32 protein-coding genes are annotated in these 25,505 nt (G+C 69.2%); 5 read left to right on the top strand and 27 right to left on the bottom strand.

Features of this window, described 5'->3' with window-relative positions; translation table 11 throughout:
* The first annotated feature begins 1 nt into the window (after position 1).
* On the top strand, positions 2-604 hold the full coding sequence (locus tag CSIV_RS00175; RefSeq protein WP_139340548.1) for a hypothetical protein: 603 nt from the start codon (positions 2-4) through the stop codon (positions 602-604).
* Positions 605-611: 7 nt separating this feature from the next.
* Here the strand turns inward: CSIV_RS00175 and CSIV_RS00170 are convergent, their stop codons facing one another.
* From CSIV_RS00170 to CSIV_RS00100, 15 genes are all read right to left on the bottom strand, one after another.
* Positions 612-1,046, bottom strand: a complete 435-nt coding sequence (locus CSIV_RS00170; protein ID WP_077049422.1) for a hypothetical protein — start codon at positions 1,044-1,046, stop codon at positions 612-614.
* Complete coding sequence (locus CSIV_RS00165) at positions 1,043-1,399, bottom strand: DUF3846 domain-containing protein (RefSeq protein ID WP_077049421.1); 357 nt, start codon at positions 1,397-1,399, stop codon at positions 1,043-1,045. Before CSIV_RS00165 ends, CSIV_RS00170 begins: the two co-directional genes overlap by 4 nt.
* Before the next feature lie 87 nt (positions 1,400-1,486).
* On the bottom strand, positions 1,487-2,548 hold the full coding sequence (locus tag CSIV_RS00160) for a nucleotidyl transferase AbiEii/AbiGii toxin family protein (RefSeq protein ID WP_077049420.1): 1,062 nt from the start codon (positions 2,546-2,548) through the stop codon (positions 1,487-1,489).
* A complete protein-coding gene (locus CSIV_RS00155) occupies positions 2,541-3,200 on the bottom strand; it encodes a type IV toxin-antitoxin system AbiEi family antitoxin domain-containing protein (protein WP_077049419.1) in 660 nt (219 codons plus the stop codon). Before CSIV_RS00155 ends, CSIV_RS00160 begins: the two co-directional genes overlap by 8 nt.
* Positions 3,201-3,375: 175 nt before the next feature.
* The gene (locus CSIV_RS00150) at positions 3,376-3,654 is read right to left on the bottom strand and encodes a hypothetical protein (protein WP_139340547.1); all 279 of its coding nucleotides are present in this window, start codon (positions 3,652-3,654) and stop codon (positions 3,376-3,378) included.
* Positions 3,655-3,656: 2 nt separating this feature from the next.
* Positions 3,657-4,355: a hypothetical protein gene (locus tag CSIV_RS00145; RefSeq protein WP_077049417.1), complete on the bottom strand. Its 699-nt coding sequence runs from the start codon at positions 4,353-4,355 to the stop codon at positions 3,657-3,659.
* Positions 4,352-4,594 (bottom strand): hypothetical protein, encoded by a 243-nt coding sequence (locus CSIV_RS00140; RefSeq protein WP_077049416.1) that lies wholly within the window; start codon positions 4,592-4,594, stop codon positions 4,352-4,354. Before CSIV_RS00140 ends, CSIV_RS00145 begins: the two co-directional genes overlap by 4 nt.
* Entirely contained in the window at positions 4,591-5,124 is a 534-nt protein-coding gene (locus tag CSIV_RS00135; RefSeq protein ID WP_077049415.1) for a hypothetical protein, read from the bottom strand. The genes CSIV_RS00140 and CSIV_RS00135 overlap by 4 nt, the downstream gene beginning before the upstream one ends.
* 138 nt (positions 5,125-5,262) lie before the next feature.
* Complete coding sequence (locus CSIV_RS00130) at positions 5,263-6,543, bottom strand: Y-family DNA polymerase (RefSeq protein WP_139340546.1); 1,281 nt, start codon at positions 6,541-6,543, stop codon at positions 5,263-5,265.
* Positions 6,544-6,618: 75 nt separating this feature from the next.
* Positions 6,619-7,047 carry a LexA family protein gene (locus CSIV_RS00125; protein ID WP_077049413.1) on the bottom strand — a complete coding sequence of 143 codons (429 nt, stop codon included), beginning with the start codon at positions 7,045-7,047 and terminating at the stop codon, positions 6,619-6,621.
* Between the two features lie 249 nt (positions 7,048-7,296).
* Positions 7,297-7,641 carry a hypothetical protein gene (locus tag CSIV_RS00120; RefSeq protein ID WP_077049412.1) on the bottom strand — a complete coding sequence of 115 codons (345 nt, stop codon included), beginning with the start codon at positions 7,639-7,641 and terminating at the stop codon, positions 7,297-7,299.
* Positions 7,638-8,432, bottom strand: coding sequence for a hypothetical protein (locus tag CSIV_RS00115; protein WP_139340545.1), 795 nt, complete (start codon positions 8,430-8,432; stop codon positions 7,638-7,640). Before CSIV_RS00115 ends, CSIV_RS00120 begins: the two co-directional genes overlap by 4 nt.
* Positions 8,433-8,653: 221 nt before the next feature.
* Positions 8,654-9,133 (bottom strand): hypothetical protein, encoded by a 480-nt coding sequence (locus tag CSIV_RS00110; RefSeq protein ID WP_077049410.1) that lies wholly within the window; start codon positions 9,131-9,133, stop codon positions 8,654-8,656.
* A gap of 2 nt (positions 9,134-9,135) precedes the next feature.
* On the bottom strand, positions 9,136-9,492 hold the full coding sequence (locus tag CSIV_RS18585) for an HNH endonuclease family protein (protein WP_238592310.1): 357 nt from the start codon (positions 9,490-9,492) through the stop codon (positions 9,136-9,138).
* 621 nt (positions 9,493-10,113) lie between these two features.
* Positions 10,114-10,461, bottom strand: a complete 348-nt coding sequence (locus CSIV_RS00100; protein WP_077049409.1) for a hypothetical protein — start codon at positions 10,459-10,461, stop codon at positions 10,114-10,116.
* Between the two features lie 162 nt (positions 10,462-10,623).
* Between CSIV_RS00100 and CSIV_RS00095 the strand changes: the two genes are divergently transcribed.
* Positions 10,624-11,934, top strand: coding sequence for a hypothetical protein (locus CSIV_RS00095; protein WP_077049408.1), 1,311 nt, complete (start codon positions 10,624-10,626; stop codon positions 11,932-11,934).
* 18 nt (positions 11,935-11,952) lie between these two features.
* On the opposite strand, the gene CSIV_RS00090 is transcribed toward CSIV_RS00095, so the two are convergent.
* Positions 11,953-12,300, bottom strand: a complete 348-nt coding sequence (locus tag CSIV_RS00090; protein WP_077049407.1) for a hypothetical protein — start codon at positions 12,298-12,300, stop codon at positions 11,953-11,955.
* The gene (locus tag CSIV_RS00085; protein ID WP_077049494.1) at positions 12,297-15,098 is read right to left on the bottom strand and encodes a DNA methyltransferase; all 2,802 of its coding nucleotides are present in this window, start codon (positions 15,096-15,098) and stop codon (positions 12,297-12,299) included. Before CSIV_RS00085 ends, CSIV_RS00090 begins: the two co-directional genes overlap by 4 nt.
* A 245-nt stretch (positions 15,099-15,343) precedes the next feature.
* On the opposite strand from CSIV_RS00085, the gene CSIV_RS00080 reads away from it, so the two are divergent.
* Positions 15,344-15,616: a hypothetical protein gene (locus tag CSIV_RS00080; RefSeq protein ID WP_077049406.1), complete on the top strand. Its 273-nt coding sequence runs from the start codon at positions 15,344-15,346 to the stop codon at positions 15,614-15,616.
* A 9-nt stretch (positions 15,617-15,625) separates the two neighbouring features.
* Positions 15,626-16,648 (top strand): hypothetical protein, encoded by a 1,023-nt coding sequence (locus CSIV_RS00075; RefSeq protein ID WP_077049405.1) that lies wholly within the window; start codon positions 15,626-15,628, stop codon positions 16,646-16,648.
* A 104-nt stretch (positions 16,649-16,752) separates the two neighbouring features.
* Here the strand turns inward: CSIV_RS00075 and CSIV_RS00070 are convergent, their stop codons facing one another.
* The gene (locus CSIV_RS00070; protein WP_077049404.1) at positions 16,753-17,679 is read right to left on the bottom strand and encodes a DNA-processing protein DprA; all 927 of its coding nucleotides are present in this window, start codon (positions 17,677-17,679) and stop codon (positions 16,753-16,755) included.
* Between the two features lie 163 nt (positions 17,680-17,842).
* Positions 17,843-19,078 carry a hypothetical protein gene (locus CSIV_RS00065; RefSeq protein ID WP_077049493.1) on the bottom strand — a complete coding sequence of 412 codons (1,236 nt, stop codon included), beginning with the start codon at positions 19,076-19,078 and terminating at the stop codon, positions 17,843-17,845.
* 152 nt (positions 19,079-19,230) lie between these two features.
* Between CSIV_RS00065 and CSIV_RS17920 the strand changes: the two genes are divergently transcribed.
* The gene (locus CSIV_RS17920; RefSeq protein ID WP_077049403.1) at positions 19,231-19,815 is read left to right on the top strand and encodes a hypothetical protein; all 585 of its coding nucleotides are present in this window, start codon (positions 19,231-19,233) and stop codon (positions 19,813-19,815) included.
* Positions 19,816-20,184: 369 nt separating this feature from the next.
* On the opposite strand, the gene CSIV_RS00055 is transcribed toward CSIV_RS17920, so the two are convergent.
* From CSIV_RS00055 to CSIV_RS00025, 8 genes are all read right to left on the bottom strand, one after another.
* Positions 20,185-21,192 carry a DUF4192 family protein gene (locus CSIV_RS00055; RefSeq protein ID WP_077049402.1) on the bottom strand — a complete coding sequence of 336 codons (1,008 nt, stop codon included), beginning with the start codon at positions 21,190-21,192 and terminating at the stop codon, positions 20,185-20,187.
* Between the two features lie 142 nt (positions 21,193-21,334).
* Positions 21,335-21,892, bottom strand: a complete 558-nt coding sequence (locus CSIV_RS00050) for a hypothetical protein (protein WP_077049401.1) — start codon at positions 21,890-21,892, stop codon at positions 21,335-21,337.
* A gap of 144 nt (positions 21,893-22,036) precedes the next feature.
* Positions 22,037-22,519 carry a hypothetical protein gene (locus tag CSIV_RS00045; protein ID WP_077049400.1) on the bottom strand — a complete coding sequence of 161 codons (483 nt, stop codon included), beginning with the start codon at positions 22,517-22,519 and terminating at the stop codon, positions 22,037-22,039.
* Positions 22,516-22,860, bottom strand: coding sequence for a hypothetical protein (locus CSIV_RS00040; RefSeq protein ID WP_077049399.1), 345 nt, complete (start codon positions 22,858-22,860; stop codon positions 22,516-22,518). The genes CSIV_RS00045 and CSIV_RS00040 overlap by 4 nt, the downstream gene beginning before the upstream one ends.
* 57 nt (positions 22,861-22,917) lie before the next feature.
* The gene (locus CSIV_RS18185; RefSeq protein ID WP_175627525.1) at positions 22,918-23,091 is read right to left on the bottom strand and encodes a hypothetical protein; all 174 of its coding nucleotides are present in this window, start codon (positions 23,089-23,091) and stop codon (positions 22,918-22,920) included.
* A 149-nt stretch (positions 23,092-23,240) separates the two neighbouring features.
* A complete protein-coding gene (locus CSIV_RS00035; RefSeq protein WP_077049398.1) occupies positions 23,241-23,687 on the bottom strand; it encodes a hypothetical protein in 447 nt (148 codons plus the stop codon).
* A 148-nt stretch (positions 23,688-23,835) separates the two neighbouring features.
* Complete coding sequence (locus CSIV_RS00030; protein WP_077049397.1) at positions 23,836-24,312, bottom strand: hypothetical protein; 477 nt, start codon at positions 24,310-24,312, stop codon at positions 23,836-23,838.
* Positions 24,313-24,417: 105 nt separating this feature from the next.
* The gene (locus CSIV_RS00025; RefSeq protein WP_139340544.1) at positions 24,418-25,041 is read right to left on the bottom strand and encodes a hypothetical protein; all 624 of its coding nucleotides are present in this window, start codon (positions 25,039-25,041) and stop codon (positions 24,418-24,420) included.
* Between the last annotated feature and the right edge of the window lie 464 nt (positions 25,042-25,505).

Below are 25,505 nucleotides of genomic sequence, written 5' to 3'. Positions count from 1 at the left end.
CGTGTCCGCCCTTCACCACTCGGCCGCCGCGGCCGTGAGCGACGAGATCTATCGAGACTGGTCCGCTGACCGCTGGGCAGGCTCGCGAGTCCCGGCCTACTGCGACTGGCCCACCTGCGCTGCGGAGATCAACCGTGGCCGCGACTTCCGCTGCACCGCTCACGGCGTCGACGGCGGCTGCGAACTGTTCTTCTGCGCCCGGCACCTGGTGCAGATCGCCGTGCATGACCTGGTCCGTCCCAAGCCCGATCACTCAAGATGGGAACTGATGATCCTCACCGACGACACCCTCGAGCCGTGGCGGCAGACCCACCCCACGGAGCTCGAGCAGGAACGCCGCCGCCAGGAGCACTCCTCCCTGCGTGAGACGGTCGCCGACCTCGCGCAGTCCGCCGACCGGCAAGCTGCCCGCGCCGCGGCACTGTCCGGCCTTGCCCAGAGCTCACGTCTCTTCCACCTGGCCGACGAACTGCGCCGCGCTGCCGCGGCGCTCGGCGGAACCATGTCCCGAGACGACGTGCTCGAGCTGCTCGACGGGGCGCAGCGCGTCATCGTGACGGCGATGCTGCAGCTGGACGCTGCCGAGCGCGCCTGCGAGAACTGAACCTCGGCTACGCCTTGGCGGGCTGCTGCAGGATCAGCCGGGCCCGTTCGCCGGAGATCCCGGCATCTGCCGCGATCTCGGCCGTGCTCATCGTCGGCCCGAGCTCACGCATCACCTGATCGCGTTCTGCTCGAGCGTCGCCGGCATCCTGCTCGAGCTGAGCGATCTCCTCGCGGATCTCGCCCGCGCGCGCGATCGCCCTGTCATGAGTCGCCGGGTCGTCGACGGATCCGCGCTGCAGGTGCAGCTCGATCTTGTGCAGGTACGCGCGGCTCAGCCCGCTCGCCTGCGCGACCTCGCCGATGGTGCCCCGGTGGGTGAGTGCGATCCGCAGCTGCTCGAGCTGCTCCTCGCGGAGTGCCCGCTGCTGGTCGTCGATCTTCTTGAGGGCGGCGCTGAGGCCGCGAAGCCGCGACCTCAGCGCTGTCGTGTCGATGCTCATGCGTCGTCCTTCTGTGTGATCTGGAAGCCGAGGAACTCGATGGTTCCCGCGGTGGAGTCGGGCACCGAGATCCAGTCCGGACCGTCGACCCCGACGAGGACCGTGTCGCCGGCGATGTAGTCGCCGGGCAGCAGCGGGATGTCGAAGTGCCGCAGCAGCCGGCCCGCGACCGGGTTGGCCTTGTGCCCGCGGATGAACTTCGCCTCCTCGTGCATGACGAGGTCGACCTTCTCGGTGAGAGCGATCGACTGCACGTCTCCGCCGACGAGCTGCTGCAGGCCGGTGAGCTTGTGCTCGTCGTCGATGGTGAGCTGCTCGACCGTGCCGTCTGTGCTGAGCTTGATGACCTTCATGATGAAACTCCTATCCGGTAGTTGACTTGACATGAACCAATATAGGGATAGTTGATTCGACTGTCAACCCGGTTGGAGGATGTGCGGTCAGCTGCGCCCGGAGCCGCGCGCCCCACGCCAGTGCTCGGTGACCGGATGGCCGCCTCGGACGTGGCTGGTCACGTGCACGTCGCCACCCGGCGGCGCGGGGTCAGGCCGGCCCCCGGCGATGGCGTCGGGGTCATCGGTCCAGCCGCGGCCGGGCACCCAGGTGATGTCGGCGGCCACGGGCTCGTCGACGAGCGCCGGGTCGACGAGCTGCTTGGCCAGCGCGACGGCCTGCTGCGCGTCGACGTCGCGCGCGGCCGGAGTCTTCATCGCGAGCGGGCGATAGCTGCGCTCCCAGTCGGCGGGCACGGCGAACTCGTCGAACGCCGAGGTGCGGGAGAGAGCGCGCTTGGCGTCGATCGCCATCTGCAGCTCCCGCAGGTTGACGGTCTGGGTGTTGGCGATCGTGACCAGGTCGACGAGGTCCTTCACCCGGCTGCTGGGGCGGCCAGCGTAGGTGTCCATCGTCGCGGTCACCTTCTCCGCGATCTGATCGGCGATCGGGAACAGGCGGTAGGGGTGCGTCTGGATCGGGCGCCCCAGCTGCAGCCGGTTCGACGGATCCGCGGTCTCCACGGTCCCGATCGGGGGAGGCCCCACGACGACGTCGATCGGCACGTCGAACAGCTTGCGGCCGGTGCCGGCGTCCTGTGCGGTGAACACCAGCCGGCGGGTCTCGACTCCGGGCTGGTTCTGTCCGAGCCCCGTCTCCCGGGCGCCGGTCAGCTGGAACCGGATGTGGTCGCCGAGATCTCGGGAAGCCGCGCGCTGCAGCGCCTCCTGGGCGGCGTCGAGATCGGCGGCATTGGTCGCTGCCAGGTCCAGGTCCTTCGTGGCCCGGGCCTTCGGCACGCGCGCGAGCATCGCGGTCCCGCCCTTGAGCAGCCATTCGGAGTCGGCGCCGTCGGCGAAGACGCGGGAGAGGAACCTGTCGTGGTTCGCCTGCACGATCTGCTCGTTCACGTTGAGGCTGCTCTCGCCCGCCTTCGCCGCACGGCCGGCCTCCGACTTGATCGCCTGAGCGATGCCCTGCCAGCTGCGGTAGCCGCCCTCGTCAGCCACGAGACGCCACCCCGGACGCCAGGCCGGCTTCCTCCATTAGCTGCGCGGCGAACTCGGCGCCGGACTCGGCGCTGTGCGCGGCCGCGATCGGCTCGAGGAACTCCGCGAGCCGCCGAGGCGAGAGCAGCTTGCCCTGCTCGGCGGCCTGGCGCAGAGCGTCGACGACGAGAGACTGATCTGCCCACTGCTCGAGGAGATCAGCGATCGTGCGCTCGACGGTGAGCGTGGGCAGCCCGTTGAGGAACACGACCTCGTCGGGGGAGAGGCGACGGGTGCGCAGCCGGACGTCCGGAAGTCGAGTGGTGCGCCGCGCCGGCGTCATCACGTCGACGACACCGGGGAACCAGTCGCCGATGCCGTGCGCGATCGCCGCGCTCTCGCCGGCCACCACAACCGCCGGCACGCCGGTCTCGGTGGGGGGCAGCGTCGCGCCGCCGAGGGCGAGCCATGGCGCATAGATGAACTCGTGCTCGGGTTCCGGCGCGCCAGCCATCCGGTAGACGCCCTGCGCGACGCGATGGATCGCCCCCGAGGAGGTCAGACCCGAGAGGGTCTTGCGTGAGACGCCGACGCGCGCCGCCTGAGCGGTGGTGAACATGCCCCACCGCTCAGCAGCGAGCTCACCGAGCTCCGCGATCGTCTTTCCAGCCATGTCGACAATTGTACCGGAAAAAGGTAACAAATGCTGTAGCTCGATTCGGAGAGCCGGCAGCCATCAACACGTTCCGGATTGCCTGCGGGGGCTTGAGGACGGATAAGACATATGAGACACTTTGAGAGCCCATTCATTACCAAGACCCCCGAGAGGTGCTGCATCCTCTCGGGGGTCAACTCTGTTCGGTGGGCGTTCCGTCGCGGCGGGTTGCGGGGTCGGGCTCGCCACCGCCATGGGCGATCACGTACAGCTGCGTGAGCCGGATCCGCAGATGCCCGTTCCGCGCCATCGCCGACTGCAGCTCCTCGAGCGTCGGCGGGCGAGACTCGTCGTCAGGGGACAGCGTCCCGATCGGCAGCGAGCGAAGCGCCCACGTCGCGATCGCGAGCTCGTCGACGTCGACGGAAGCTGTGTGCTCCTGTCGGGTCTCCCATCGGATGGTGACGTGCATGATCACACCTGCTTCGGCTGGTGCCCGCTGATCTGGTGATAGGGGACCGTCTCCGCCCAGGAGCCACCGGCACCACTGGGGACGGAGACCGACTTCGCGTTGACGCGCAGGACCGGGAACCACTCGCCGCGATACTCGACGAGATCTCCCGGGGCGACGTCATCGCGCGTGAGGACGAACGCGGCACCGTCGGCGATCTGCTGCGCGCGCACCCGTGTCCAGTGCGCGAGATCCTCGTCGACGTGAGCGAGCTCGTCCTTCAGGCGGATCAGCTGATCGCCGGCCGCCGGCGGGAACTCGCGGCCGAGGTGGTTGCGGTAGCCCGCGATCGAGCGGGAGATCTTCCGTCGCTGCGTCTCGAGCATCACGAGACGATGGGCGACGGCCTGCGGCTCGACACGCACGGCATCCGCGGCCGCCGTCACCGCCGCCCGCTGCTGCTCGACGTCGTCGGCAGCGTGCGAGGCCTCGTCGATCTCGACCGCCACCGTGAAGCCCGCTTCCTCGAGCAGCTGCACGGTCCGGGCGATCAGATGCCGGCTCGGCGCCCGACCCCGCGATCGGGGGACATACCAATTCGCGAATCGGGCTGACCACCGCCATCCGGTCGCGTGCAGGATCTCCCAGGTACGGTCGCTCCTCTCGGTGCCGTCGAGGAACGTGCCGGCCGCCACGGTGTGCGTGAGGGCGAGCGCCGTCATGAGTCGTCCCGGAAGAAGCTCGTCGCGCTGACGATGATCAGCGCGAGGCAGACGATCAGGATGACGAGCAGGATGCCGGCGAGCACGATGCGCCAGATGTCGGTGCCGAAGACGAGCGCGAGCAGGATGCTCACCGCCGCGGTGAGCAGGAAGATCGCCGTGGTGCCGGTCTTGCGGATCCAGGACTGCAGCGCAAGCTGCTGGGCCTCGTTCGCCCTGTGCTGGGGGAGCGCGGTCACGATGCCTGCTCCTGCGTCGTCGACGAGCGCAGCTGCGGGAACCCGGAGCTGCGGGTCCACCGCGGCAGCGCGTTGCTGAGCCCACGGAACTCGAGCACGCCGGGATCCTCGCCCGGGCCGGTCGGCCACCCGCGCAGCCGGGACTCGACGGCCGAGCCGAGCTGCTCGAGGAACAGCCGTGCCGCGGAGTCATCCCAGTCGGGGTGCTCGCGGGAGTTCTCGCTGAGGAACAGCCGGCAGCGCTCCACCTGCAGCGTCTGCTGCGGGGTGAGCGAGTAGTCGGGCTGGTCGGTCGAGGCCTGCCAGATGAGGTCGAAGACCGGCTCCCAGCTGTACGCCGGCGCCGGCAGCTCCATCCCGCGGGCGTAGCTCGCCGAGGCGTAGTTCGCATCCCACAGTTGCTGGCCGATCTGGTCCGCGCGCTGCACGAGCTGTCGGGTGTGGTCTGCGTCGTCGTCTCTGCGGGTGCCGAGCACCGCGGCGGTGACGATGAGGTCGATGGTGTCCTTGGGTGCCAGGAGGATAGCCATGGCGGAACCCCTCTCAATTTATAGTTGACTTGACGTGTACCAATATAGGCAACAAATACGAGATAGTCAACAGGGTTGGTTCCAGAGGGGGCGGATCCAGTCGCGAAGTCGTTCGCGTGGTGGGGGTGCGGGTGGCTGCTAGGCGCGGACGCGCACGAGCTCGTCCCAGTGCGTCGTCGCGCGCGGCGTGAGCATCCCGCGCTTCATCTGCCATGACGGGCCCGGGCGGAATCCGCCGTAGCCGAGGCCGAGCGCCTCCTTGCCGGCCTTCTTCTGGACGCCGTCGAGGAGGGCGGCAATGCCGGCGTCCTCATGCTTGCGGCGGAAGGGCTCCAAGGGCAGGTGCACGCCGGCTGGCAGCAGATCGGTGAGCATCAGGCCCGCCCGGGCGTATCGGGTGCCGTCCTCGATCTGGGGCAGCAGCTGGTGCGCGGCGCGTGTGAGCTCGACGGGGTCCGCGGTGGGGAATGGGAGCTGCACGCGCACGCTCGGGTAGTGCTTCTGCTCGGTCCAGTGGCTCGTGCCGGCGAACACGTCGACTCGACGCGCGACCTGCGAGTGACGCACCAGGCGCGCGGCCGCCTGCTGTGCGTAGATCGACAGCGCCTGGCGGATGCCATCCTGCGTCGTGACCTTCTCGGAGAACGATCTCGAGACGATCAGCTGGTCCTTCTTGCCGGTGCGGTCCTCCTCGGGGCCGATGCACGCGACGCCTCGCAGCTCCAAGGCGGTGCGCATCACCACGACGTTGAACCACTTGCGCACCTGGACGGGGTCGGCTGTCGCGAGATCCCAGATCGACGTCACGCCGTAGCCGCTCAGGCGTCGCTCGAGTCGGGAGGCGATACCCCATACCTCCGACACCGGCAGCCGCCGCATGAGGTTCTCGCGCCACTGCGGCCGCGTCGCCGGCCAGACGCAGACGCCGTCGAAGACATCCAGCTTCTTCGCGGTCCGGTTGGCGAGTTTGGCCAGGGTCCGGGTCGGTGCGATCCCGACGCAGACCGGCACCCCGACGAGCCGGCGCAGCTCGTCCTTGATCTCGCGGCCAAGGCGAGACATCGCGTCGACGTCGGCGGCCGTGCGCCGGTCGACCGTCAGGAAAGCTTCGTCGATCGAGTAGACGTCGAGCTCGTGCGTGAACCGCTCGAGGATCTCCATGACACGGCGGCTCATATCGCCGTACAGCTCGTAGTTGCTCGACACCGCGACGACGCCCAGCCGCTGCGCGTGAGGGCGCAGCTCGAACCACGGCTTCCCGAGATCCAAGCCGAGGGCCTTCGCCTCTTTTGACGCGGCCACGACCATGCCGTCGTTGTTGCTGAGCACCACGAGAGGGCGCCCCTCGAGCGATGGATCAAACACCCGCTCGACGCTGGCATAGCAGCTGTTGATATCGACGTGGGCTAACACGGCCAGCCCCGATGATGCATCTGGTGCAACAGGCCACGTTGTGATCGCGGCCGGTGCATGATCGCCCGCTCGCTCATCGGGCTACCGCAGGTGATGGATGCAGTACATGGCGACTCCCCACACCTGAAGGTCGCTCAGCTCCGGCACGGTGATGTCCGGATGCTCCGCGTTCTCGGAGCGCAGCACGACGCCGGCCGGCGTGAGTTCGAGGCGCTTCACGGTGAGCTCGCCATCGAGCACGGCCACGACGATGTCCCCGTGCTGCGGGTGCTTCGAGCGGTCTACGAGCAGCTCGTCCCCGTCGCTGATGCCGGCGCCCGTCATCGAGTGCCCCGAGGCGCGGACGATGAAGGTGGCGGCGCGATCGTCGACGAGCATGTCGGTCAGGTCGATCGGCCCGTCGTAGTAATCCTGCGCCGGAGAGGGGAAGCCGCAAGCGACCGCGACCGGGGCGGCGAGGAGCGCCAGCCGTGCCTCCGCGTCGACGAGCCGCGGCAACATCGCGAGCATGTCGCCTCCCGCACACTCAGAACATAGAACCGATAACCAAGTATGCGCGCATGGCCCGACCTTCGAAACATTCACCAGATCGGGGAGGGCGTCCCGGGCGTGCCGCGGAGGGTGCGGGTGGGCAAAGAGAAAGGCGCCCGGCCGGAGCTAATCAAGTGTCAAGTCAACTAACTCGAGAGGAGATCCATGAAGGAGTTTCCGCTCAACGGCCGGGCGCCAGGTCTTCAATTTATCAGGTGGCTCCACTGCTCACGAGGGGAGCTGAGTAGCCCATCGACGGACTTCGTCGAGCGAGAGGAGCCCATCGCCGTCGGGAACCGCGTTGCCCGAGTCGTCCAGGATCTCCCACCCCCACCCCGGTCCGTTGTCGAGCAGCCAGAAGCGCTCTCCGGCGGGGTCGATGAACCAGCGCGACCGTGCCCCGAGCGGGCCAGGCTGCGCTCGGTGGATGACGACGCGGCCGCCATCCAGGCCGCGAGCCTCGCGTCGGGCGCGGCAGGCACGATCGTTGCTGCACTCCCACCCCTCGGACCCCCACGGGGAGAATCCGCGAGTGCCGATGCGGTGGCACAGCCGGCATTCCATGGTCTTCATGCTGCGACCTGCCGCTTCGTCGACCAGAATGGCCGGGCGAGATCGAGCCGGTCGTGGCGTTCGGCGAGCTTGGCGATCGCGTCGGGTTTACGCCCCAGGATGATCGCCACCTGCTCGGGTGCTTCGCCCGAGTCGAGCAGAAACTCGACGTCCTCGAGGAACACGTCTGCCTTCGTCATCTGCAGCTGCTCGTCGACGACCGCCGGCGCCGGGTCGGTGTCGATGTCATCCCAGGCGAGCGGTGATCGCCACTCGCGCCGTTCGGCGATCCGCCGCGCATGATCTGCGAAGTAGCCCGTCTGAGGCTGGTCCCACAGCTCGGCGAAGATCTCGACAGCGCGTGCGGCGGTCGCCGCGGTGACGCGAGACCGCATCCCGCAGACGATCCGCCAGAAGTTCCCTACGCCCATGCTCATCCGCTCCGCCAGCTGGGTCTCCGTCCACCCGATCGCGACGAGCGCCTGCAGCCGTCGTGAGGTCCCGACGGAGTCGATCAGTGCACGTTCGATGTCGTCGACGGTGAGCGCGAGCAGCTGATCCGCGTACTCGCGCCGCACCGACTGAAGAATCCGGTTGGTGCCCTCCCAGCGCTTCCCGCGGCGTCCGAACTTGAGATCGAGGCACACCGAGCGGGGGATGCCGGCGGCGTCTGCGATCCGCTCGAGCCCGATCCCGTGGCTCAGGAGGAGCACCAGGTGATCGCGAACCGGGCCTGCGGCGACGTGCTCACCGCGGATCTGATCTGCGCGGTCGTAGGCGATGAGGCGGTTGCGCCGACGTTGCCGCTCCATCTGACGATCGTGCCGGCATCGGTCGCATCGGCAGTTGTGCTCGAGCCAGCACGTGTCGTGCGTGTGCGGGTGATCAGAGGGGCACACGTGACGAGTTCGATCGCGCAGCGGGTGATCGTCGAGGGTGCGGGCGCGATGGGCTTGGAGGTAGTGCTTCCGGCACATCCCGCGCGCGACGATCGCGCGATCGCAGTCGTCGACGCTGCAGAGCTTCGCATCGCTCATCGTGGCCTGCCGAGGATCTGGCTCTCGACGAGCGGGAGGAGCGCTGCGCGCTGCGAGTGGTTGAGCCGGGCAAAGTGCCGGGCGAGGGTGTCAACCGCGTCCTTGAACTCGTCCGGGAGGCCGTCGAGGTCCTTCTTGGCGCGCTTGCTGAGCGCGAGGACCTGAGCGTCGGCGAGATCCTGCATCCGCCACTCGGCGACCAGGTCGGCGTCCTCCCAGGCCGCGACGAGCCGCGGCCCGCGAGGACCGGAGGTGTAGAGCCGATCGGGCGCATCGCTCGGTCGGCTGATCTCCACGACGCCGCCGACCGGCAGGCCTGAACGGTACGGCTTGTAGGAGCCGGCCGCCTTGTCGGTGAGCTCGCCGTCGACGAGGGGCAGATACCAGTAGCCGATCCTGTTGTCGCCGGTGAGCCGGCGGCCAATGTAGACGACCTTCTCGACCGTGACGTCGCTGTCGGGGTTCTTGGCGGCCATGATCACTCGCCTCCCGTGCAGCTGCTCAGCTCGCTCTGCAGAGCGGCGTGATCCTCGGTCGTAACGGTCAGGTCGTAGGCGTCGAGCACCTGGACGAAGCGCTCGACGTAGGAGCAGCGGTAACCCTCACTCGGCGGCATCCACAGCGCCGGCCCCTGGTCGCTCTTGGAGGTGTTCGTGGGCCCGTCGACGGCGAGGAGGTTCAGCGGGTCGTTCGCGAGCTGCTGACGCTTCTCCTCGGTCCAGTCGGCGGCGCCCTGGCGCCATGCCCATGCGAGGGGGCACGATGTGGTCGATCTGCACGAGCTCGCTGGTGCCCTGGCCTCGAGTGAAGTTGATCGTCTGGCCGGTGTACGGATCGTGCAGCACGCCGGTGAGGACGACGCAGTCGCGCGTGCCGGGCTTCAGCGTCGTGTCGACGAGGTCGCGGCGCAGAACGTCGTTGCGGGTGTCGCAGCCGTTCCGGTCGACGTCCGCCCAGGCCTGCCCGAACTGGCGGCGGTCGTAGGGGGTCTGATCCGGGAGGGCGATGGTGATCTGCTCGAGCGCGGCGATCGCCTGTCCAGCCTCCGGGGTGACAGGTCCGGCCGGCTGCTCTGCCGGCGGCGCCGACGTCGGCGCTGCGGTGTCGATCGGCGCCGGCGCGGCGAGGGGCCCGACGATGGCGGTCAGCGTCGGCGCGACCATCCGCATGACGATGAAGAGGGCAGCGATGCTCAGGATGACGAAGGCGATGGACTTCTTGCTCACGGGGATCTCCTCGGTGTTCTCGGAGCCCATAGGTACGAAACCTGGTGCCTGATCGGACATCGGCCCGGCTGCCGGTGGCGCTGGTGCGGGGAGTCGAGATCGGTGATGGACTCTTTTAGTTGACTTGACAGGTACGAATATAGGGCATGCGGGAGCGGGATGCAAGCGCACTTCCCGTTGTGGTCTCGCACCCGGGCCGGGCGAGCGCCGGCGGCCCGGGCGCGAGCGCTTCAGTCGGAGTTGGCCGCGTACTCGAGTCGCGACTCGCTGCGGTCGTGCAGCGGGTAGTACGCCGCCGGGAGGCCGAGTGCCGTCGCGAGCTCGCTGCGCACCTGGATGAGCGCGCCGCCGTACATGTAGCCGACACGGTCCGCGGGGACCTGGTCGACGGGAACGAACTTGTGGGTGACGTCGCCGAGGTACTCGAACCGGTCGTGACGCACGACCGGGAGCTCGAACGAGACGACCGGGCCGTGGGGGTGCTCGACGAGGACCTGCATCGCCGTGGCGCTCAGGCCCTGCGAGCCGGGCGCGTGGAACTCGGTCCGGATGATGGGGGCGACGAATCCGCGAGCCATGATGATCTCCTCTGATTGGTGATTAGTTGACTTGACATGTACTAATATAGAGTCAAGTTCAGAGGTTGTCAACTCGGTTGGAGAAACTGCCGAGATTCGGCTGCGGGGGCGAACGTCGGTCGCTCCTCGTACCATCGACCACGACGAAAGGGCAGATCAGACATGGACTCGCTGTGGACCTACCTCCCCGTGTATCTCGCCGGTGGGCTGTTCATCGTCGGCTTCGTCTATGAGCGCCGGCACCCGGGCACCGAGCGCGCCCGGCGGCTCATGTCGATCCTGCTGGGCGTCGCCGTCGTGCTCTGCTTCGGCACCGTCCTGGTGAGCATGGGGCGGGCGATCCTCGACGGCGCGACCGGGCTGATCATCCCGCTCGTGCTCATCACCGCGCTCATGCTCCTGTCGGCGATCACCACGTTCAAGGGGCTGCAGCCCCGACCGGCCACGACGACGGATGCCGAGCAGGAGGGGCGGAGGTCGTCCGTGCGGATCACTCTCACGCTCGTCGTGTTCGTGGCACTGATGTCCTACGGCGCGGGGTTCCTCGCCGGCTACTGGATCACGCTGCTCAATCCCGAGCTCGAGGGGATGACTCTCATCCTGGGGACCGCCTCCGTCGGCATCGTCGCGCTCACGCTTGTCCCGTGGGCGATCGCCAAGTACCGCACTGCCCTGCGCCGCCGCGCCGTGACGAACGGGCATCCCGCCAGCGCCGAGGGCGTCGAGCACGTGATGAAGAAGGCGACAGCTGCCCGGCTCGCGGCTGATCTCAATTACGGCAGCTTCAGCCCGTTCCGGCCGCTGATCCTTGGCGCGGTCGCCGTCTTCGCCGTCCTGATCGCCCCGGCCCTCATGCGCCTGGTGATCACGACGCTCGGCGAGGCCACGGGGGAGCCGTCGTCGGCCTTCGACTTCGCCACGATGCAGACGATCTCGATCGCACTAGCGCTGTTCGTGGTGCTCGTCGGCCTGATCGGCTACATGCTCGTGCCCGTCCTGCTCGAGGTGAGGGTCGAGTACCAGCTCGCTGCGCTCTCCCCGCAGCAGCGCATGCAGTGGGAGGAGCAGCGGCGCGCCGGCCGCACGCCGCGACACCGGTTCTCCACCCGGCTGACCGACCCGAACCGATCCATCCGCGTCCTCACCCTCACCGAGGCCGGCGAGGTGCGCCTCGAGCAGATGGCTGCAGGCGACCTGCTTCGCGAGCGCAGCCTCGCTCCCGATGAGGTCTTCGGCGACGAGCCCGCCGACGTCGACGACGCGATCGAGGACTTCATCGACTTCGAGGCCGCCTCGGATGCCGAGAAGTCTCTCCTTCGCGTGCTCGAGCTGCTGCGCGTGCACATGGAGGATCACGAGCTCGACATCTTCGAGCCGGAGCACGGCCGCGAGGTCCACCTCGTCGAGGTCGGAGCGGACGACTACCTCGACTTCCCCGAGGACCTCGCCGCGAAGCTCATCGCCGCAGCCTGATCGGCTGCTGGCGAGCGCTTAGAGAGGGTCCCCATAAGCGTCGTGGTTGTACCGACGGAGATCCTCGATGAATGCCGGACTGGTCGTGTCGTAGCGGGCGATCGCCGCGGCCGTGCTGCCCTGCGCTTCGAACAGCGTCACGTTGGGGTACACCCGTCCGCAGACAGGGCACACTGCGAACTCTGACGGGTCAGAGGAGCCATCAGCCATCCACGACAGTCGCCCGTCGCTCGTGGCCTGGCACCAGCATTCGGTCTGGGAGTCGTTGCCGCACTCGCACGTCTGGTTCTCGCCCTCCTCGTCGACGGTGATCTCTCCGTCGACGGGAACGGTTGGGTAGGGCCAGTCTGTCGTCGGGGTGCTCATGATGCGGCTCTCGCCCGCCGTTGGCGTGCGGGCTTTGCGGGCATAGCCAGCTCGCCGGCGGTGATGAGCTGCTGATAGTTCGTGAACAGCGCGCGCAGCCTTGAATCCTCGGTCGCCGTGCCGCGCAGCCCCAGCGCCTTGTCGATCGCCGCGTCGAGCTGACGGTGGGCGCGCAGGAGATCCGGCGCCATGGCCAGCGGGTTGTAGTGATCGGCGAGAGAGCGTTCGGGGTGCAACGCGCGCGCATCCAGCACGGCCTGTCCGCCTGCGATGACCGCAGCTCGCTGCTCATCGCTCAGCGTGGGCAGCGGGAAGGTGTTCCATGTGAGAGTGCTCGAGAACCGCAGGTCGGACTTGATGCGCCCGCCCACGGCCTTCTGCCAGGCAAGGAACGCCGAGGACGACAGCACCGCGAACGCCAGGCCCTCGGGATCCGCGATCGTGAAGTTCGCGTCGCCGCTGATCGACTCGGGCTCGAGGTAGGCCACAGGGAAGAAGGTGCGCGCCTCGGAGACGTGCCGGGGCACGCACACGTAGTTGCTCGTCGGCCGCTTCGAGTTGGGGCGGAACAGGTGCGGGGTGAGGCGCAGCTTGTAGGCGTCGCCGGTGGGAGTCTGGGCGGACCTCCACTCTCGGCAGCCTTCGACCCGCTCGCGAAGGAACGCCGAGTGGCGCAGATCCGACGGATCGAGATCCTCAAGCCAGAGGCACCACCGCGACTTGCCCTGCACGAGCTCTTTCGCGCCGAGGAACGGCCTGACGTACTTCGCGGCGATGGGATCGGCGATCGCGATCGCGTGCGCGTCTTCGTCGATCAGCAGGTTCCCTCCGTCCGCCGGCATGGTGCCGAAGGATGCCACCGGCAGATCGGCGAGCGGCTTCTCCCGGGTGTCGACGTAGACGTTCGGTGCGTCATGCAGGTAGCCGTTGATCTGCTCGGTGACCGGCACCCGGTGAGGCTCGCCCCGCGGCTCGTCGTAGTCGAACAGGACCGCCGGCCGACCCTTGGTGATCCGATCGAAGCCAGTCACCACGCAATGCACCGCCGCGGCGCTCGGGGCCTCCGACGTCCAGGCGAACGTGCGGTGCGCGAAGGCGACGCGCCAGCCGGCGTCGATGAGCGGCCGGAACAGCGCGGGGACCGGCTGCCCCTGCACGATCGAGTTGGTCGACACGAAGGCGAAGTGCCCGCCGCGGTCGCCGAGGAAGTCGGCAGCCTTCTTGAACCACCCGGTCACGTAATCCAGGTAGCCGTCGAACTGCGCGCCCCAGACCACGCGGAGGTCATCGCGCTGCGCCGTGGCCTTGGTCTTGTGCCCGATGAACGGCGGGTTGCCCATGACGTAGAGATCCGCGCTCGGCTCGACGACGTCGGCCCAGTCGATCCGAAGGGCATTCCCGACGACGATGCTCTTGATCTTGTCGAGCGGCAGCGAGTCGGGCGCGGCGCCGAGCGCCAGCTCCATCGCCTGGTTCGCCTGATGCTCCACCAGGTGCAGCGCGGTCGCCGCGATCTGCGCCGGCCATTCCTCGAGCTCGATGCCGTGGAAGCTGGACAGCTTCACGGCGAGGTGCTCCTCGGTGAAGAACATCGTCCGAGCGGTCTCGCCAGACAGCTCCTGGATCCGCAGCAGCACCTCGAGATCCAGCGCGCGCATCTGGCGGTAGCCGACCACCAGGAAGTTCCCACACCCGCACGCCGGGTCGAGGAACCGCATCCGGCTCATATCCGCGCGCAGCTTCTTGAGCTTGGCGGTGTCGTGATAGCCGTCGGTGAATCGCTGGCGGAGCTCGTCGAGGAACATGGGCCCGATGACCTTCATGATGTTGGTCTCGGTCGTGTAGTGCTCGCCGAGCTCACGCCGTGCGGTCTTGTCCTTGACGGCCTGGAAGAGGCTGCCGAAGATCGCCGGCGAGATTGCTGACCAGTTGAACATGGCTGCGTCGGTGAGGCGCTTGCGCATGCCGGCATCGAACGACGGGATGGAGAGGGGCTCTTCGAAGACGCCGCCGTTGACGTAGGGGAAGCGGGCGATCAGCTCGTCGAGGTTCGACTGCCGGCGGCCCGGCTCGCGCCCCATCACCTGGTACAGCAGCGACAGCTGCGGGCCGAGGTCTGAGCCGTCCTCGGCGGTGCGGGTCTCGAGGAACTCGAGGAACAGATCTCGGTCCCAGAGGCCGGCGTCGTCGGCGTAGAGCGCGAACAGCGTGCGCACGAGGAACACGCTGGCCTCGTGATCGTCGTACCCGGATCCCTCAAGCGCCTCGTACAGCGATGCCATCAGCTTCGCGGCCTTGATCGACGCCGATTCCTGAGCTTTCGAGCCGAAGGTGCGCTCTCCGTAGCCAGCGAGGAACGCGAGCTTGTCTGCCTGCTCCCGCAGCTCGCTGAGCTCGAACTCGAGCGGCACCGTTCCGGTCTCGGATCGGAGGTCCAGCAGCCGGAATCGGCGGAAGTCGCTCGTGATCACCCATCGGGGCACTTCGGGATCGGGGAGATCGTCGATGTAGTCGAGCGCCTGCTGCTCGGCTGCGGCGAGATCCTTGCCGGCCGACTTCATCTCGATCAGAGCGAGACCCGGGATCAGTGCGTCGATATAGCCGCGCGATCCTGTCGATGAGCGCTTGACCCGCTTCTCGTAGAACGCGGCTCGGGTCTCGGTGATCCCGTAGACGCCGAGCAGGTCTCGAACGAAGGATTGGGCCTGCTGCCGTTCGTCGCCCGGCTCGTCCTTCCAGTCGCGCGCGAAGCGCGCGGCGCGCGAGCGGATCTCATTCATCGACAGGGTCTTGGCCACATCCACACGTTATCGGGGACATACCATTCCGCCCGGGACGCAGGGTTATTCCGCGCGGTCTATGTAGTTATGATGAAATGCACTAATATAGGTTCAGGAGTGGCGAAGCTGTCAACTTGGTTGTCCGATCTGAGCTCGTGATCGTACCTATGGGCATCATGGGCACCGACATCGCAGACAGCCGAGGCATCCTTCGACACCCAGCTGCAGCTGCAGCAGAGATCTTGAGAGGAGGTGAAAGACAGATGATTACCGTGGAGTTCCGCGAGCGTGACCCGAACAGCGAGGCCCGCCGCGTCGTCGCGACCCTCACTGTGGCCGATGACCGCACGTACACCGTGGCCGGCGCCCTTCCCCTCGAGGAGATCTCGATCCTCGATCGCGCAGCGCCTGGTGGGCGGCTCACCCTGGCCGCGGATCCCGTGCGGTGGGCTCGCAGGAGCCACAAGGCCTTCAGGGCCGGCTACATCGTCCCGGTGATCACCGAGGACACCCTGCCGGCCGACAGTGAGAGCTGAGCGCCCGTCATGTGCGACTCGTGCGCCGAGGGCGGTCGCCGTTGCCCCGGCTCGAACAGTCCGGAGGCTCGCGCCGCGCACAACACCCGCCGGCGTGAGAACAGGTCCGCTCGCGCCGCCGTCGTCTCCTGGGCACGGCAGCGCGATCTTCCCGAGCTCGCGCTCGACGTGCTCGCCGTCGCCCCGCCCACGGTCGCGAAGGAATGGGCAGAGCACGCCGGCGCGCCGACCGCGCAGCACGGCGAGCAGACGCGCCTCAAGCCCACCTCCACCGGCCTACGGGATGCCAGCTGGGCCAGTGCCGGCATCGTCGACCAGGTCGCGGCGATCGCCCGCGCGCAGGGCGCGCACCCGGATGAGGCCGCGCTGCTGAACGTGAACGTGGTCCACGACGACTACGAAGACGAGGGTGTGAACACCACCCGCCGGCTCATCCTCGACGACGGCAGCGACGCCTATTTCAAGCCGATCGACGGGATCGACGAGGAGACCGCCGAGGACTACGGCCATGAGCAGCCCTGGCAGCCGATCCACGAGGTGGCGGCATGGCACACCGCCCGCGCGCTCGGCCCGGAGTGGGAACGCCTCGTGCCGCCCTGCGTGCTCACCGTCCGCGACGGATCCCTCGGCTCGCTCGCGCTCGGCCAGCCCGGCACCACGGCCGGCCCTGTGCAGGTGCCCGACAGCGACGTGCACGCGGCCGCGTTCTTCGACGCGCTCACCGGCCAGCAGGACCGCCACACCGGGAACTTCCTCACCCACAACAACGGCGAGGAGCTGCACCTGATCGACCACGGGTTCGCGTTCGCTCGCCCGGACGACCCGGTCAACATGTCCGTCTTCCAGCTGCGCCGCTTCAGGACCGCGCCGGAGTTGACGACCTACGAGCTCGACCGGCTCGTCATCCTGCTGCGCACCCCGGATCTGCACGGGCTGCGCCCGATGCTCGCACCCGACCGGGCCGCGGCGCTCGAGGACCGCGCGCGGCTCATGCTCGTCACGGGCAGGATCCTCCCCGAAGGCCACTTCTGACCGGTCGGGGGACATACCGTTTCAGCAGAGAGGGCCTGCCGAGCTCGACGCCGGCAGGCCCTCCGCATGGGCCGGGCGGAGATCTCCCCGCCCGGCCCGCCGTGTCACGTGGTGATCAGCTCGAGCGCCTCCGCGCCGGTCGTGATCACCCGGGCGTCGTACTCCCGCAGGAGCCGGTGGCATCCGGCGCTCGCGGCGCTGGTGACGTTGCCGGGCACCGCTCCGAGCGGACGGCCGAGGCTCGCGGCGTGCCCGGCGGTGTTCAGGGATCCGGAGCGAAAGCCTGCTTCGACGATCACGGTCGCCTGCGTCGCGGCCGCGAGCAGACGGTTCCGAGAAAGGAAGCGCCAGCGGGTCGGCGACGACCCGGGAGCCACCTCGGAGACGAGGGCGGATCCGGCGGAGCTGGCGATCCGGTCTGCGAGCTGCGCGTGCCCGATCGGGTACATCCGATCGACGCCACCGGCGAGCCAGGCGACGGTCGCGCCGTCGCTCATCAGCGCTGCGCGGTGAGCTGCGCCGTCGATCCCGTAAGCGCCGCCGCTGTGCACGGTGACCCCGGCCGCGACGACGTCGCCGGTGATGTCCGCGCAGACGCTCTCGCCGTAGCTGGTGGCAGCACGTGCGCCCGCGATCGCGAGCCGACGCTCGGCGCCGAGGGCGTCGATGTCTCCGCGGACCCAGAGCACGTGCGGGGTGTGCGGGCCGAGGTCGGCGAGGCCGGGGACGGTGGCCGGGTCGACCAGGCGGATCCCGTTGTCCTCGGCCTTGCGCAGCGCCGTGGCGATCGCGTCGGTGCGCAGACGCGGCATCCAGCGCTGCGCCTGCGCGGCCAGGCCGGGGACGATCTTGTCGAGATCCGCGCGCTTGCCCTCGAGCGCGGCCAGCGCGGCGACGTGTCCGAGCTGCTGGACCAGGGCACCGGCGTGGCCGTCGCCCGGCTCGGTGATGATCGACCAGGCCGCGCGGGCGTGGCGCTCCTTCGCGTCGGTGATCTCGGCGACCTTGGGGGTGATCGTGGCGGTGGTCATGGCGTCCTCCTCAGAACGGGTTTTAGTTGACTTGACATGTACCAATATAGGGGAGGGCTCAGACATTGTCAACCCGGTTGGAATCCACGCAGCTGCGGCGAGCGCATGCATCCGCCCGTGTCCCCCAAATGGGGGACACGGGCGGGTGTGGTTCGGGCGCGGGTTATGCGGTGGGGTCGATGCGCTTGGGGCGGGTGAGGACGGTCTCTTTGGTGTCGTTGTACTCCTCGTGTGCCTTGACGGTGCCGGTGATGGTGACCTCGTCGCCCTGCGCGACGTCCCAGGCCCAGGAGGCTGCGGTGAAGGTCTTGGCGACGGTGGTGCCGGACTCGATGATGACGAGCATCGAGGTGGTCGGGGTGTAGCCGTAGTTCTGCTCGATCGGCTTGAGGCGGGTCACGGTGCCGGTGATGGTGAGCTTCTGGCCGATCTCGCCGGCGTAGGCGGATTCCTTGCGGTTCTTCTCGGCGGCCTGGCGCTGGACGCGGTCGCCGATCATGCGCTCGTAGGCGGCGACGGCCGAGACGGTGATGCCCAGGTGGCGGTGGGAGACGGATGCCGCGCGCAGGCACACCTTCAGGTTGGCGACGTAGTCCCCGGCGCCGGTGAGGCCCTCGAGGAGAGCGGCGACGATGGTGGCGCCCATGCCGGCGGCCTCGGCGACGTCGGCGGCGACGTCGGCGCGCAGCTCGCGATCGGCGCGGCTCGTGCCGTACAGGTAGCTGCTGACGAGGTCGCGGGTCGAGCGGCCGAAGGTTGCGGAGGCGGGGACCCAGCCGAAGCGCCGGCTGATCGCCCATGCGGCGGCGACGACGGTCTCGGGCGTGTACTCGTGCCCGCTCGAGGCGAATCCGCCGAGGAACTCGTGCAGCTCGTCGGCGACGTCGTCGGCCCAGATGAAGACGGGGCGGCCGGCCCAGCCGGTGAAGTCCTTGATGCAGGTGGAGCCGACCTGGCGGACCTCGCCGGTCTCGGTGTGGCGCACCAGGTAGGTGTAGCGGCGGTTCGCGCGGACGGTGTTGCAGTGCTCGCAGCGGCCTGCGGCGAGCGCGGTGCGGTCGACGCCGGACTCGTCGACGCCGGGGGCGGTGCGGAGGATGAAGTCGGTGCCGGTGGCGGTCTCGACGGTGTCGACGGCGGCGAGGAAGGTCCAGCCGTTGTAGCTGGGGGCTTCGCCGGTGATCTGGACGTCGTAGACGAGGCGGGTGCGGGTGAGGCCGGCCTCGTCGGTCTCGGAGATTTCGCGCGGGGTGCCGGTGACCTCGAGGCGGCCGGTGAAGCCGCGCTTGGTGGCGCGGGCGTTGATCTTGGCGGCGCGCTCCTGGGTGGCGGCGAGCTCGGCGGGGCTGAGTGTCCAGCTGGTGGGCTGCTGCTCGAGCTGCTGCTCTTCGGTGTCCATGTCGGCCTCCTGCATTCGATCCGGTTAGTTGACTTGACATTTACCAATATAGGCGCAGGGTCGGGCATTGTCAACCCGGTTGGAAATTTCGGAGCCGGCCGCCGCCGGCCGCGGGAGGATGGGGGAGCGCCCAGACGATCCGAGGAGAGCCCGTGATCCTGCCATCCCTTGAGAACCTCGCCTACCCGGCTGGCGACGACGGCGAGCACCCGGGCGGCGGTCACTGCGCCTGGCTCGGCGGCGCGACCCGGGAGGAGGACCGGGTCGCGATCGTCGATCAGTACGCCACCGCGCTGCGCGTGCTCGTCGACGCCGCCGAGGCATCCGGCGACGGATGGAGCCTCAGTCGGCCGATCCTGTTCGCCGTGCACCAGCTCTGCGAGGACGCCCTCGACGTCGCGAACGCTCGCGCGGGCGTGACCGTGCCCCAGAGCGGCAAGCAGCGGCACTCGCTCGCCGTCAAGATGGCTGGCGCCGTCGCCGGCGGCGTTTATGCCGGCCTCTCGCTCGAGGAGCGCCAGTGGTGCGAGCGCTTCATCGCGGAGATCGTGCCGCTCACCGGGAACGGCTTCCCTGGCCGGTACGCGGACGGCGCCGTGTCCGGCCGTCGCCTGGATGACGTGTGGTGCTGCATCAACCCGGCCGCGCTGCGCGATGCCGCGACCATGTTCGCCGGCCTCACCATCCTCCGCGCCGCCGAGCTCGACGAGCCCGCTGCGGAGATCTCCGCGTCCTGACCCCTGCGGCGAGCGCGGCGTGCCGGCGGTGCCGGCGGTGCCGTGCAGGGGCGGGTGGCCGGTGCTGGTCGCCCGCCCCTGGTCTCTACAGCCGGCCGTCGCTGTCGACGGGGTCCGGAGGGCCGTCGTACTCGCTGGCCGGGACGGTGCTGTCCTCGAGGCAGATGCTCTCGGGGCGGGCTCCGTAGCCGCAGATCTGGCACATGTCTCGTGCTCCTCTCTTTAGTTGACTTGACACTTACCAATATAGGGCAGGGGTCGGACATTGTCAACCCGGTTGGATCAAGTTGTGAGCTGCGGCGAGCGCGGCCCGCTCGAGGAGGGTGCCGGGGGAGGGCCCCTGAGCGGTTCTCAGGGGCCCTCGGTGACTCACTGGATGAAGATCCAGGCCGGGAGGGTTCCGGTCGCCAGGAGGCGGCTCAGGACGTCCACGATGGTCAGAGCGGGGTCAGCCTGCGCGGCGTGGTCGAGGTAGTGGCCCGCGTGCGTCGAGCGGCCCAGCGCCCAGGACAGCCACGCGGCCGCGGCGAGCAGCGCGGCGTGCTCGTGGCCGGTGACGTGCGCCGCGGCGATCCGGCACGCGGCGAGCGCGGCGCCGAGGCGGGCGGGCTCGGGGCGGTGCATCGTGTCGCCGACCATGATCCGGCCGAGGTGCTCGGGGATCGCGGTGCCCGCGGTGGAGTAGGCGGTCTGCGCGGCGACGGCCTCGCGTCCGGTCTGCTCGTCGCTGGCCCACTGAATCAGGGCCGCGTCCCGCAGCGCCGGGATCACCATGACGGCCGCGAGGTGCGCGAGGGTGCTCGGCTCCGGGGCGTCGAGGTCGGCGGTGAGCACGCCTTCCAGCATCGCGGTCAGGCTCGCCTCGTCATCCGTGGGGAACGTCGCCGAGGCGACGGCCGCGGCGAGCGCGGGATCGGTGACGGGAAGCTCGATCCCGGCGTGCTGGTCGCCCGCGGCGAGCGCAGGGGCGTTGGCGAGGGCCGGGGCCGGCTCGGTGTGCTCCTCGCCGGTGAAGTACTCGCCCCAGGTGGCGGGGGTGGCGTAGAAGATCGCGGCGACGTCGAGGCCGAGCAGGTCGCACATGGTGCGCAGGGTCTCGGCGAGCAGCGCGTGCCGCGCCTGGTCGCCGTCGGTGTAGATCGCCGCGGCGATCATCGTGACGCCGCCGAGGCGGACGACCGTGCCGAGCCATTCGGCGGTGTACGCGGCGAGCGCGTCCGCGTCGGTGGCGGTGGGGAGGTCGACGCGCAGCGCGCCGTGCGAGCGGGTGCCGCGGAACGGGGCGATGACGAGCGACTCGGTCGGGGTGTAGCCGAGCAGCGTGGTGACGGCGGTGAGCAGCTCGCCCTTCTCGACGGCCTTCAGGATGGTGGTCATGGTGTCCTCCTCAGAACATCCGGTTAGTTGACTTGACATTTACTAATATAGGGGCAGGGTCGGACATTGTCAACCCGGTTGGATCGGCGGTGCCGGATGCGGCGAGCGCGGGCCGAGGATCTCGCCCCGGCCCGCGCTGCGATCAGGCCGCGGCGATGTAGCTGCAGGGCACCTGCGCGCCGTGGTGCCAGCCGTCGCACTCGATCCGGCCGAGCTTGCGGGCGTCGTCCCGGCAGGCACGGCGGGCGTCGGCCTCCTCGGCGTCGAGCCGGGCGGCGTGCAGCGCCTCGATGTGGTCGAGCTTGTCGGCGAACTCGTCGTGATCGGGCAGGCCTGCGGCGATCCACAGCCGCGCGCACAGCCCGAATCCCTCGTGCGAGAGCGGTGCCCGCTCCGCGGCCGCGAGAAGGCCGATGACGACCTCGACGGCGGTGCCGGGGCGGGTGTCCTCGCCCGCGGCGACCCGCTCGAGGATCTCCCGCGCGTGCGCCCGGTAGACGGCCTCAACGCTCATCCGCGCGGATGCCTCGCCGCCGCTGAGCAGCGAGAACGAGTGAAAGAGCGTGTCGGCCTGCTCGGGGTGCCGGGCCTGCGCCTGCGCGATCTCATCCTCGGCCCAGCTCATCCGCTCGAAGATGCCACCGAAGCTCTGCTCGAACCCTGCCAGGATCTCGGCTGCGGTCGTGGTGGTGTCGGTCATGATGTCCTCCTCAGAACGTCGGTTAGTTGACTTGACGTTTACCAATATAGGGAGGGGGTCGGACATTGGAGCGCGGGCACGAAAATGCGGGGCGAGGGTTGCCCCTCGCCCCGCTAGGGAGGACTGCGGCGAGCGCCGCGGGTGCTACGTTGTGCGCCGGGATCGGGTGGCGGTCACCGCGGCGCGCACGGCGTTCCACACGAGGTTCTGCGGCGGCTCGGGCTTGCCCCGTTCCACGTAGACGGCGAGGGGCGGGAGGTCGAGCGATCGCACCACGGCGGCGGCGATCGCCTCGGGGGATGCGTCGGCGGGGATCGCGCTCGCCGCGGTGCCGCGGGCGTACCCGTTCGCGTAGGCGGCGTGCGCGATCGCGCGGATCAGCTCGAAGGTCTCGAAGTACTCGACGGCCTCGCCCGCGCCGATCTGCCGGGCGAACTGCTCGCCGAGCGGCTCGCCCGGGTCGGGGGCGTGGTCGTCCGGCCAGATGCCCCAGGCGGCGAGCGTGCCGAGCATGACGGCATCGGGGACGGCGAGCGCGGCGGGGTCTCGCCAGCCGTTCGCGTCGGCGAGGTCGGCCGCGGCGAGCGGGGCCGGCTTGGATGTCGGGGTGGGGTGTGCGGTGCTCATGGGCGGGTCTCCTCGTACCAGATTTCGTAGGTGCGGCCGGTGATGGATGCCAGGTGCGCGGCGAGCGCCGCGGCGGCCTCGATGTCGCCCGCGTACTCGCGACAGTCGTCGTGCGCCTCGATGCCGAACTCGCCATTGCACGGGGCGAAGACGCCGGGGAGGATCGCCCACGCGATGCACTCGCAGTCGTCGGCGGCCAGCGATCGCGGCTCGGTCGGTTCGAACGGGCGGAGGTCGACGCGCTCGCCGGTGGCGGCATCCTGCAGCCACGGGTCGGTGTCGGCGGCGATGTGCGCGCCCGGCGCCAGCGGGCCGGTGTAGCGCTTCGTGGCGGTGGTCATGGTGTTCCTCTCGGTCGGGGCCGGCGAGGCCGGGCGCCCGGTCTCGCCATGGTCTGGCTACGGGCGGAACCGCAGCGCGGTTTCCGCCTTGATGGCGGCGTTGTACTTGCGCCGCAGGGTGCGGAGGGCCTGGTCGCTCTCGCCGGCGGCGATGGCGTAGGCGAGGGTCTCCCCGGTCTCGTTGACGAGATCTCGAGCGGCCACCATTTCGGCGAGAGTTGCGGCGGTCATGGCGTCCTCCTCAGAACGGGTTTTAGTTGACTTGACACCTACTAATATAGGGGAGGGGTCGGACATTGTCAACCCGGTTGGATCGGATCGGCTGCGCTCGCCGCGGGGCGGATGCCGGGAGGGGCGGGCGGCCCGCCCCTCCCGGTCGATCAGTCCTCGATGATGTCGTGCTCCTCGACCGTCATGTCGCGCCAGCCGGGGCCGTGCAGGATCGTGGCGATCCGCTCGGGGGTGAGCATGGGCCGGGCGGCCTCCTCGGCGGTCTCCGTGTTGATCGCGGTGACCTCGACCGGCACGTCGACCTCGACCGTCACGCGGTAGGTGACCGTGTACTTCCGGTCACGCTGGACGCCGCCCAGCTCCTCGGCGAGCGTGTCGTAGTAGGTCTCGTAACCGGCGTGGTCGGCGATCCGGCGCACCTTCGCCCAGAGCATCGTCAGGCGCGGGTCGCTCGCCTCGATCTGGTCGTTCTGCAGCCGTGCCAGCTCGGCCTCAAGGGTGACCACGCGGGCGAGCGCGGCCCGCTCGGACTCCTGCGCCCGGGCGAGCTCGGTCTGACCGGCGACCCGGTTGTCGGTGGTGGTGATGTCAGTCATGATGTCCTCCCTAGAACGTCGATTAGTTGACTTGACATGTACAAATATAGGGGAGGGCTCCGACATTGTCAACCCGGTTGGATCGGCGCTCGCCGCAGGGCACGAAAGAGGGGCGAGGCCGAAGCCCCGCCCCTCGCGCGATGCCGGATCAGACCGGCTCGGCGCTCGACCCGTTCCAGTCGATGTCATCCCAGCCGTTCTCGCGGATCGCCTCGGCCACGTCGTAGCGGTCGACGTCCTCCTCGGCGGCCTCGATAGCGGCGTCGTAGTTGGTCGCGGTGACCGTCCGGTAGACCCGCAGGCTGATCGTGATGTCCATACCGACCTCGAACTCGCGCTCGCGGGTGATGCCGTCCACGGCGGCGACCATGCGGTCGTACTCGCCGCACATGTCGTGGTCGGTGGCGATCTCGCCCGCCGCCTCCCAGAAGTCCACGAGACGGGCGTCTGCGCCGTCCGTGATCTCCTCGGCCCGCGCCGTGGCGATCTCCGCCTCGAGCTGCTCGGCGCGGGCGAGCGCGGCGCGCGTGGAAGCCTCGACCCGCGCCAGCTCGCCGATGACAGCCGGGCGGGGGAGGGTGAGACCCTCGAAGCCGGTAACCGCCTGAGTGGTGATGTCAGTCATGATGTCCTCCCTAGAACGTCGAATAGTTGACTTGACGCTTACGAATATAGGGGGAGCCTCCGACATTGGGAGACTCCCCCGTTTTCTAGGGAGAAATCGCGGGTCTCAGGCGGTCTCGTCGGCCTCCTCCCATGCCTCGGGATCGGCCTCGCGGCAGCGCTCGCGGATCATGGCAGCGCGCTCCGGCAGCGCGGCGGCCTCGAACACCTCGGCGAGCCGGGAGCCTTCCAGGTAGGTGAAGTGCTCCCAGAAGTCCTCACCCGGGAACGTCATCATCAGCGCGTCCCCGAGCGAGCCCACGGCCGCCAGGATCGCCGCCAGCGCGGTCTCCGGCGTGCGGCCCAGCGCGTCCACCGGGATCAGCGGCCCGTTCGAATCCCGCTTCGCGACCACGCGGCCGCCCTGCCAGCGCTCGCGGGTGACACTCGGCTCCTCGCCCGTCCATTCCTCCTTGAGGGTGAGGGACAGCCCCGGCAGGGATGCCGTCAGCTGCTCGGCGAGTTCACGCAGCCCGAAGGTCTGCACCTGGTCTGAGTACTGCACGTAGGCCGATCCGGCCCGGTCGATCCCGATCTGCGCGTCGATCCCGTAGATCCGCGCGCGGCCGGTGTCGATGTCGATCTGGTGCTCGGTGTCCGCGTTCGCATTCCACAGCGCGATTAGCCGGGCGAGCGAGGGCAGCTCGGCGCCCTCCACGGCATCCACCGATACACACGTCCACATGCTCATGAGAACCTCCACGGTTATTGAATAGTTGACTTGACAGGTACTAATATAGAGATAGCCCCAGACACTGTCAACAGGGTTGGAAACGGCCCGCCTCCCGGGCGCAGCCCGGACAGAACCCGCCCCGGAACCCCAACCACGAGGAACCGCCCCGCAGAACGGCCCAGGAAGCCCGCCACAGGCCGCGAAAGCACCGGGATAGGCAACTACAGCCGAACGGCACCCCAGGCCGGGAGAGAGCCGCACAGGGCCGGGAAGCGCTAATCCGCAGGAAGCCCCAGGAAGCCGCCTAAGCCCCGCAGGGTCGATCCGGCACCTGATAGCCGGCTACCCGATCCCAGGCCGCCACGCACCCCACCGCAGCCCGCCCCGAGGGTGGCGCGCAGCGCCGCCCCGACCTCGCTCCGGCCCGGCCTGCCGGGACGCCCGGAGGAGGCGGGCGCAGCCCGCCGGAGGCCCCTAGCCGG

The sequence above is a fragment of the Microbacterium sp. CSI-V genome (assembly GCF_001984105.1).
Lineage (GTDB): Bacteria > Actinomycetota > Actinomycetes > Actinomycetales > Microbacteriaceae > Microbacterium.
The sequence above is the reverse complement of the archived record's forward strand: the minus strand, read 5'-3'. Positions and strand labels throughout refer to the sequence as shown.

Excerpts from the sequence above, each read along its gene's own strand:
- CSIV_RS00100 (WP_077049409.1), bottom strand. The coding sequence starts at position 10,461 with ATGGCTCGCGGATTCGTCGCCCCCATCATCCGGACCGAGTTCCACGCG.
- CSIV_RS00050 (WP_077049401.1), bottom strand. The coding sequence starts at position 21,892 with ATGACCGACACCACCACGACCGCAGCCGAGATCCTGGCAGGGTTCGAG.
- CSIV_RS00070 (WP_077049404.1), bottom strand. The coding sequence starts at position 17,679 with ATGACCACCGCCACGATCACCCCCAAGGTCGCCGAGATCACCGACGCG.
- CSIV_RS00075 (WP_077049405.1), top strand. The coding sequence starts at position 15,626 with ATGTGCGACTCGTGCGCCGAGGGCGGTCGCCGTTGCCCCGGCTCGAAC.
- CSIV_RS00090 (WP_077049407.1), bottom strand. The coding sequence starts at position 12,300 with ATGAGCACCCCGACGACAGACTGGCCCTACCCAACCGTTCCCGTCGAC.
- CSIV_RS00110 (WP_077049410.1), bottom strand. The coding sequence starts at position 9,133 with ATGGCCGCCAAGAACCCCGACAGCGACGTCACGGTCGAGAAGGTCGTC.
- CSIV_RS00035 (WP_077049398.1), bottom strand. The coding sequence starts at position 23,687 with ATGACTGACATCACCACCACCGACAACCGGGTCGCCGGTCAGACCGAG.
- CSIV_RS00170 (WP_077049422.1), bottom strand. The coding sequence starts at position 1,046 with ATGAGCATCGACACGACAGCGCTGAGGTCGCGGCTTCGCGGCCTCAGC.
- CSIV_RS00030 (WP_077049397.1), bottom strand. The coding sequence starts at position 24,312 with ATGACTGACATCACCACTCAGGCGGTTACCGGCTTCGAGGGTCTCACC.
- CSIV_RS00125 (WP_077049413.1), bottom strand. The coding sequence starts at position 7,047 with ATGCTCGCGATGTTGCCGCGGCTCGTCGACGCGGAGGCACGGCTGGCG.
- CSIV_RS00055 (WP_077049402.1), bottom strand. The coding sequence starts at position 21,192 with ATGACCACCATCCTGAAGGCCGTCGAGAAGGGCGAGCTGCTCACCGCC.
- CSIV_RS18185 (WP_175627525.1), bottom strand. The coding sequence starts at position 23,091 with ATGACCGCCGCAACTCTCGCCGAAATGGTGGCCGCTCGAGATCTCGTC.
- CSIV_RS00165 (WP_077049421.1), bottom strand. The coding sequence starts at position 1,399 with ATGAAGGTCATCAAGCTCAGCACAGACGGCACGGTCGAGCAGCTCACC.
- CSIV_RS00155 (WP_077049419.1), bottom strand. The coding sequence starts at position 3,200 with ATGGCTGGAAAGACGATCGCGGAGCTCGGTGAGCTCGCTGCTGAGCGG.
- CSIV_RS00135 (WP_077049415.1), bottom strand. The coding sequence starts at position 5,124 with ATGGCTATCCTCCTGGCACCCAAGGACACCATCGACCTCATCGTCACC.
- CSIV_RS00150 (WP_139340547.1), bottom strand. The coding sequence starts at position 3,654 with ATGCACGTCACCATCCGATGGGAGACCCGACAGGAGCACACAGCTTCC.
- CSIV_RS00045 (WP_077049400.1), bottom strand. The coding sequence starts at position 22,519 with ATGAGCACCGCACACCCCACCCCGACATCCAAGCCGGCCCCGCTCGCC.
- CSIV_RS00065 (WP_077049493.1), bottom strand. The coding sequence starts at position 19,078 with ATGGACACCGAAGAGCAGCAGCTCGAGCAGCAGCCCACCAGCTGGACA.
- CSIV_RS00145 (WP_077049417.1), bottom strand. The coding sequence starts at position 4,355 with ATGACGGCGCTCGCCCTCACGCACACCGTGGCGGCCGGCACGTTCCTC.
- CSIV_RS00115 (WP_139340545.1), bottom strand. The coding sequence starts at position 8,432 with ATGGAGCGGCAACGTCGGCGCAACCGCCTCATCGCCTACGACCGCGCA.
- CSIV_RS00120 (WP_077049412.1), bottom strand. The coding sequence starts at position 7,641 with ATGAAGACCATGGAATGCCGGCTGTGCCACCGCATCGGCACTCGCGGA.
- CSIV_RS00040 (WP_077049399.1), bottom strand. The coding sequence starts at position 22,860 with ATGACCACCGCCACGAAGCGCTACACCGGCCCGCTGGCGCCGGGCGCG.
- CSIV_RS00025 (WP_139340544.1), bottom strand. The coding sequence starts at position 25,041 with ATGAGCATGTGGACGTGTGTATCGGTGGATGCCGTGGAGGGCGCCGAG.
- CSIV_RS00080 (WP_077049406.1), top strand. The coding sequence starts at position 15,344 with ATGATTACCGTGGAGTTCCGCGAGCGTGACCCGAACAGCGAGGCCCGC.
- CSIV_RS00095 (WP_077049408.1), top strand. The coding sequence starts at position 10,624 with ATGGACTCGCTGTGGACCTACCTCCCCGTGTATCTCGCCGGTGGGCTG.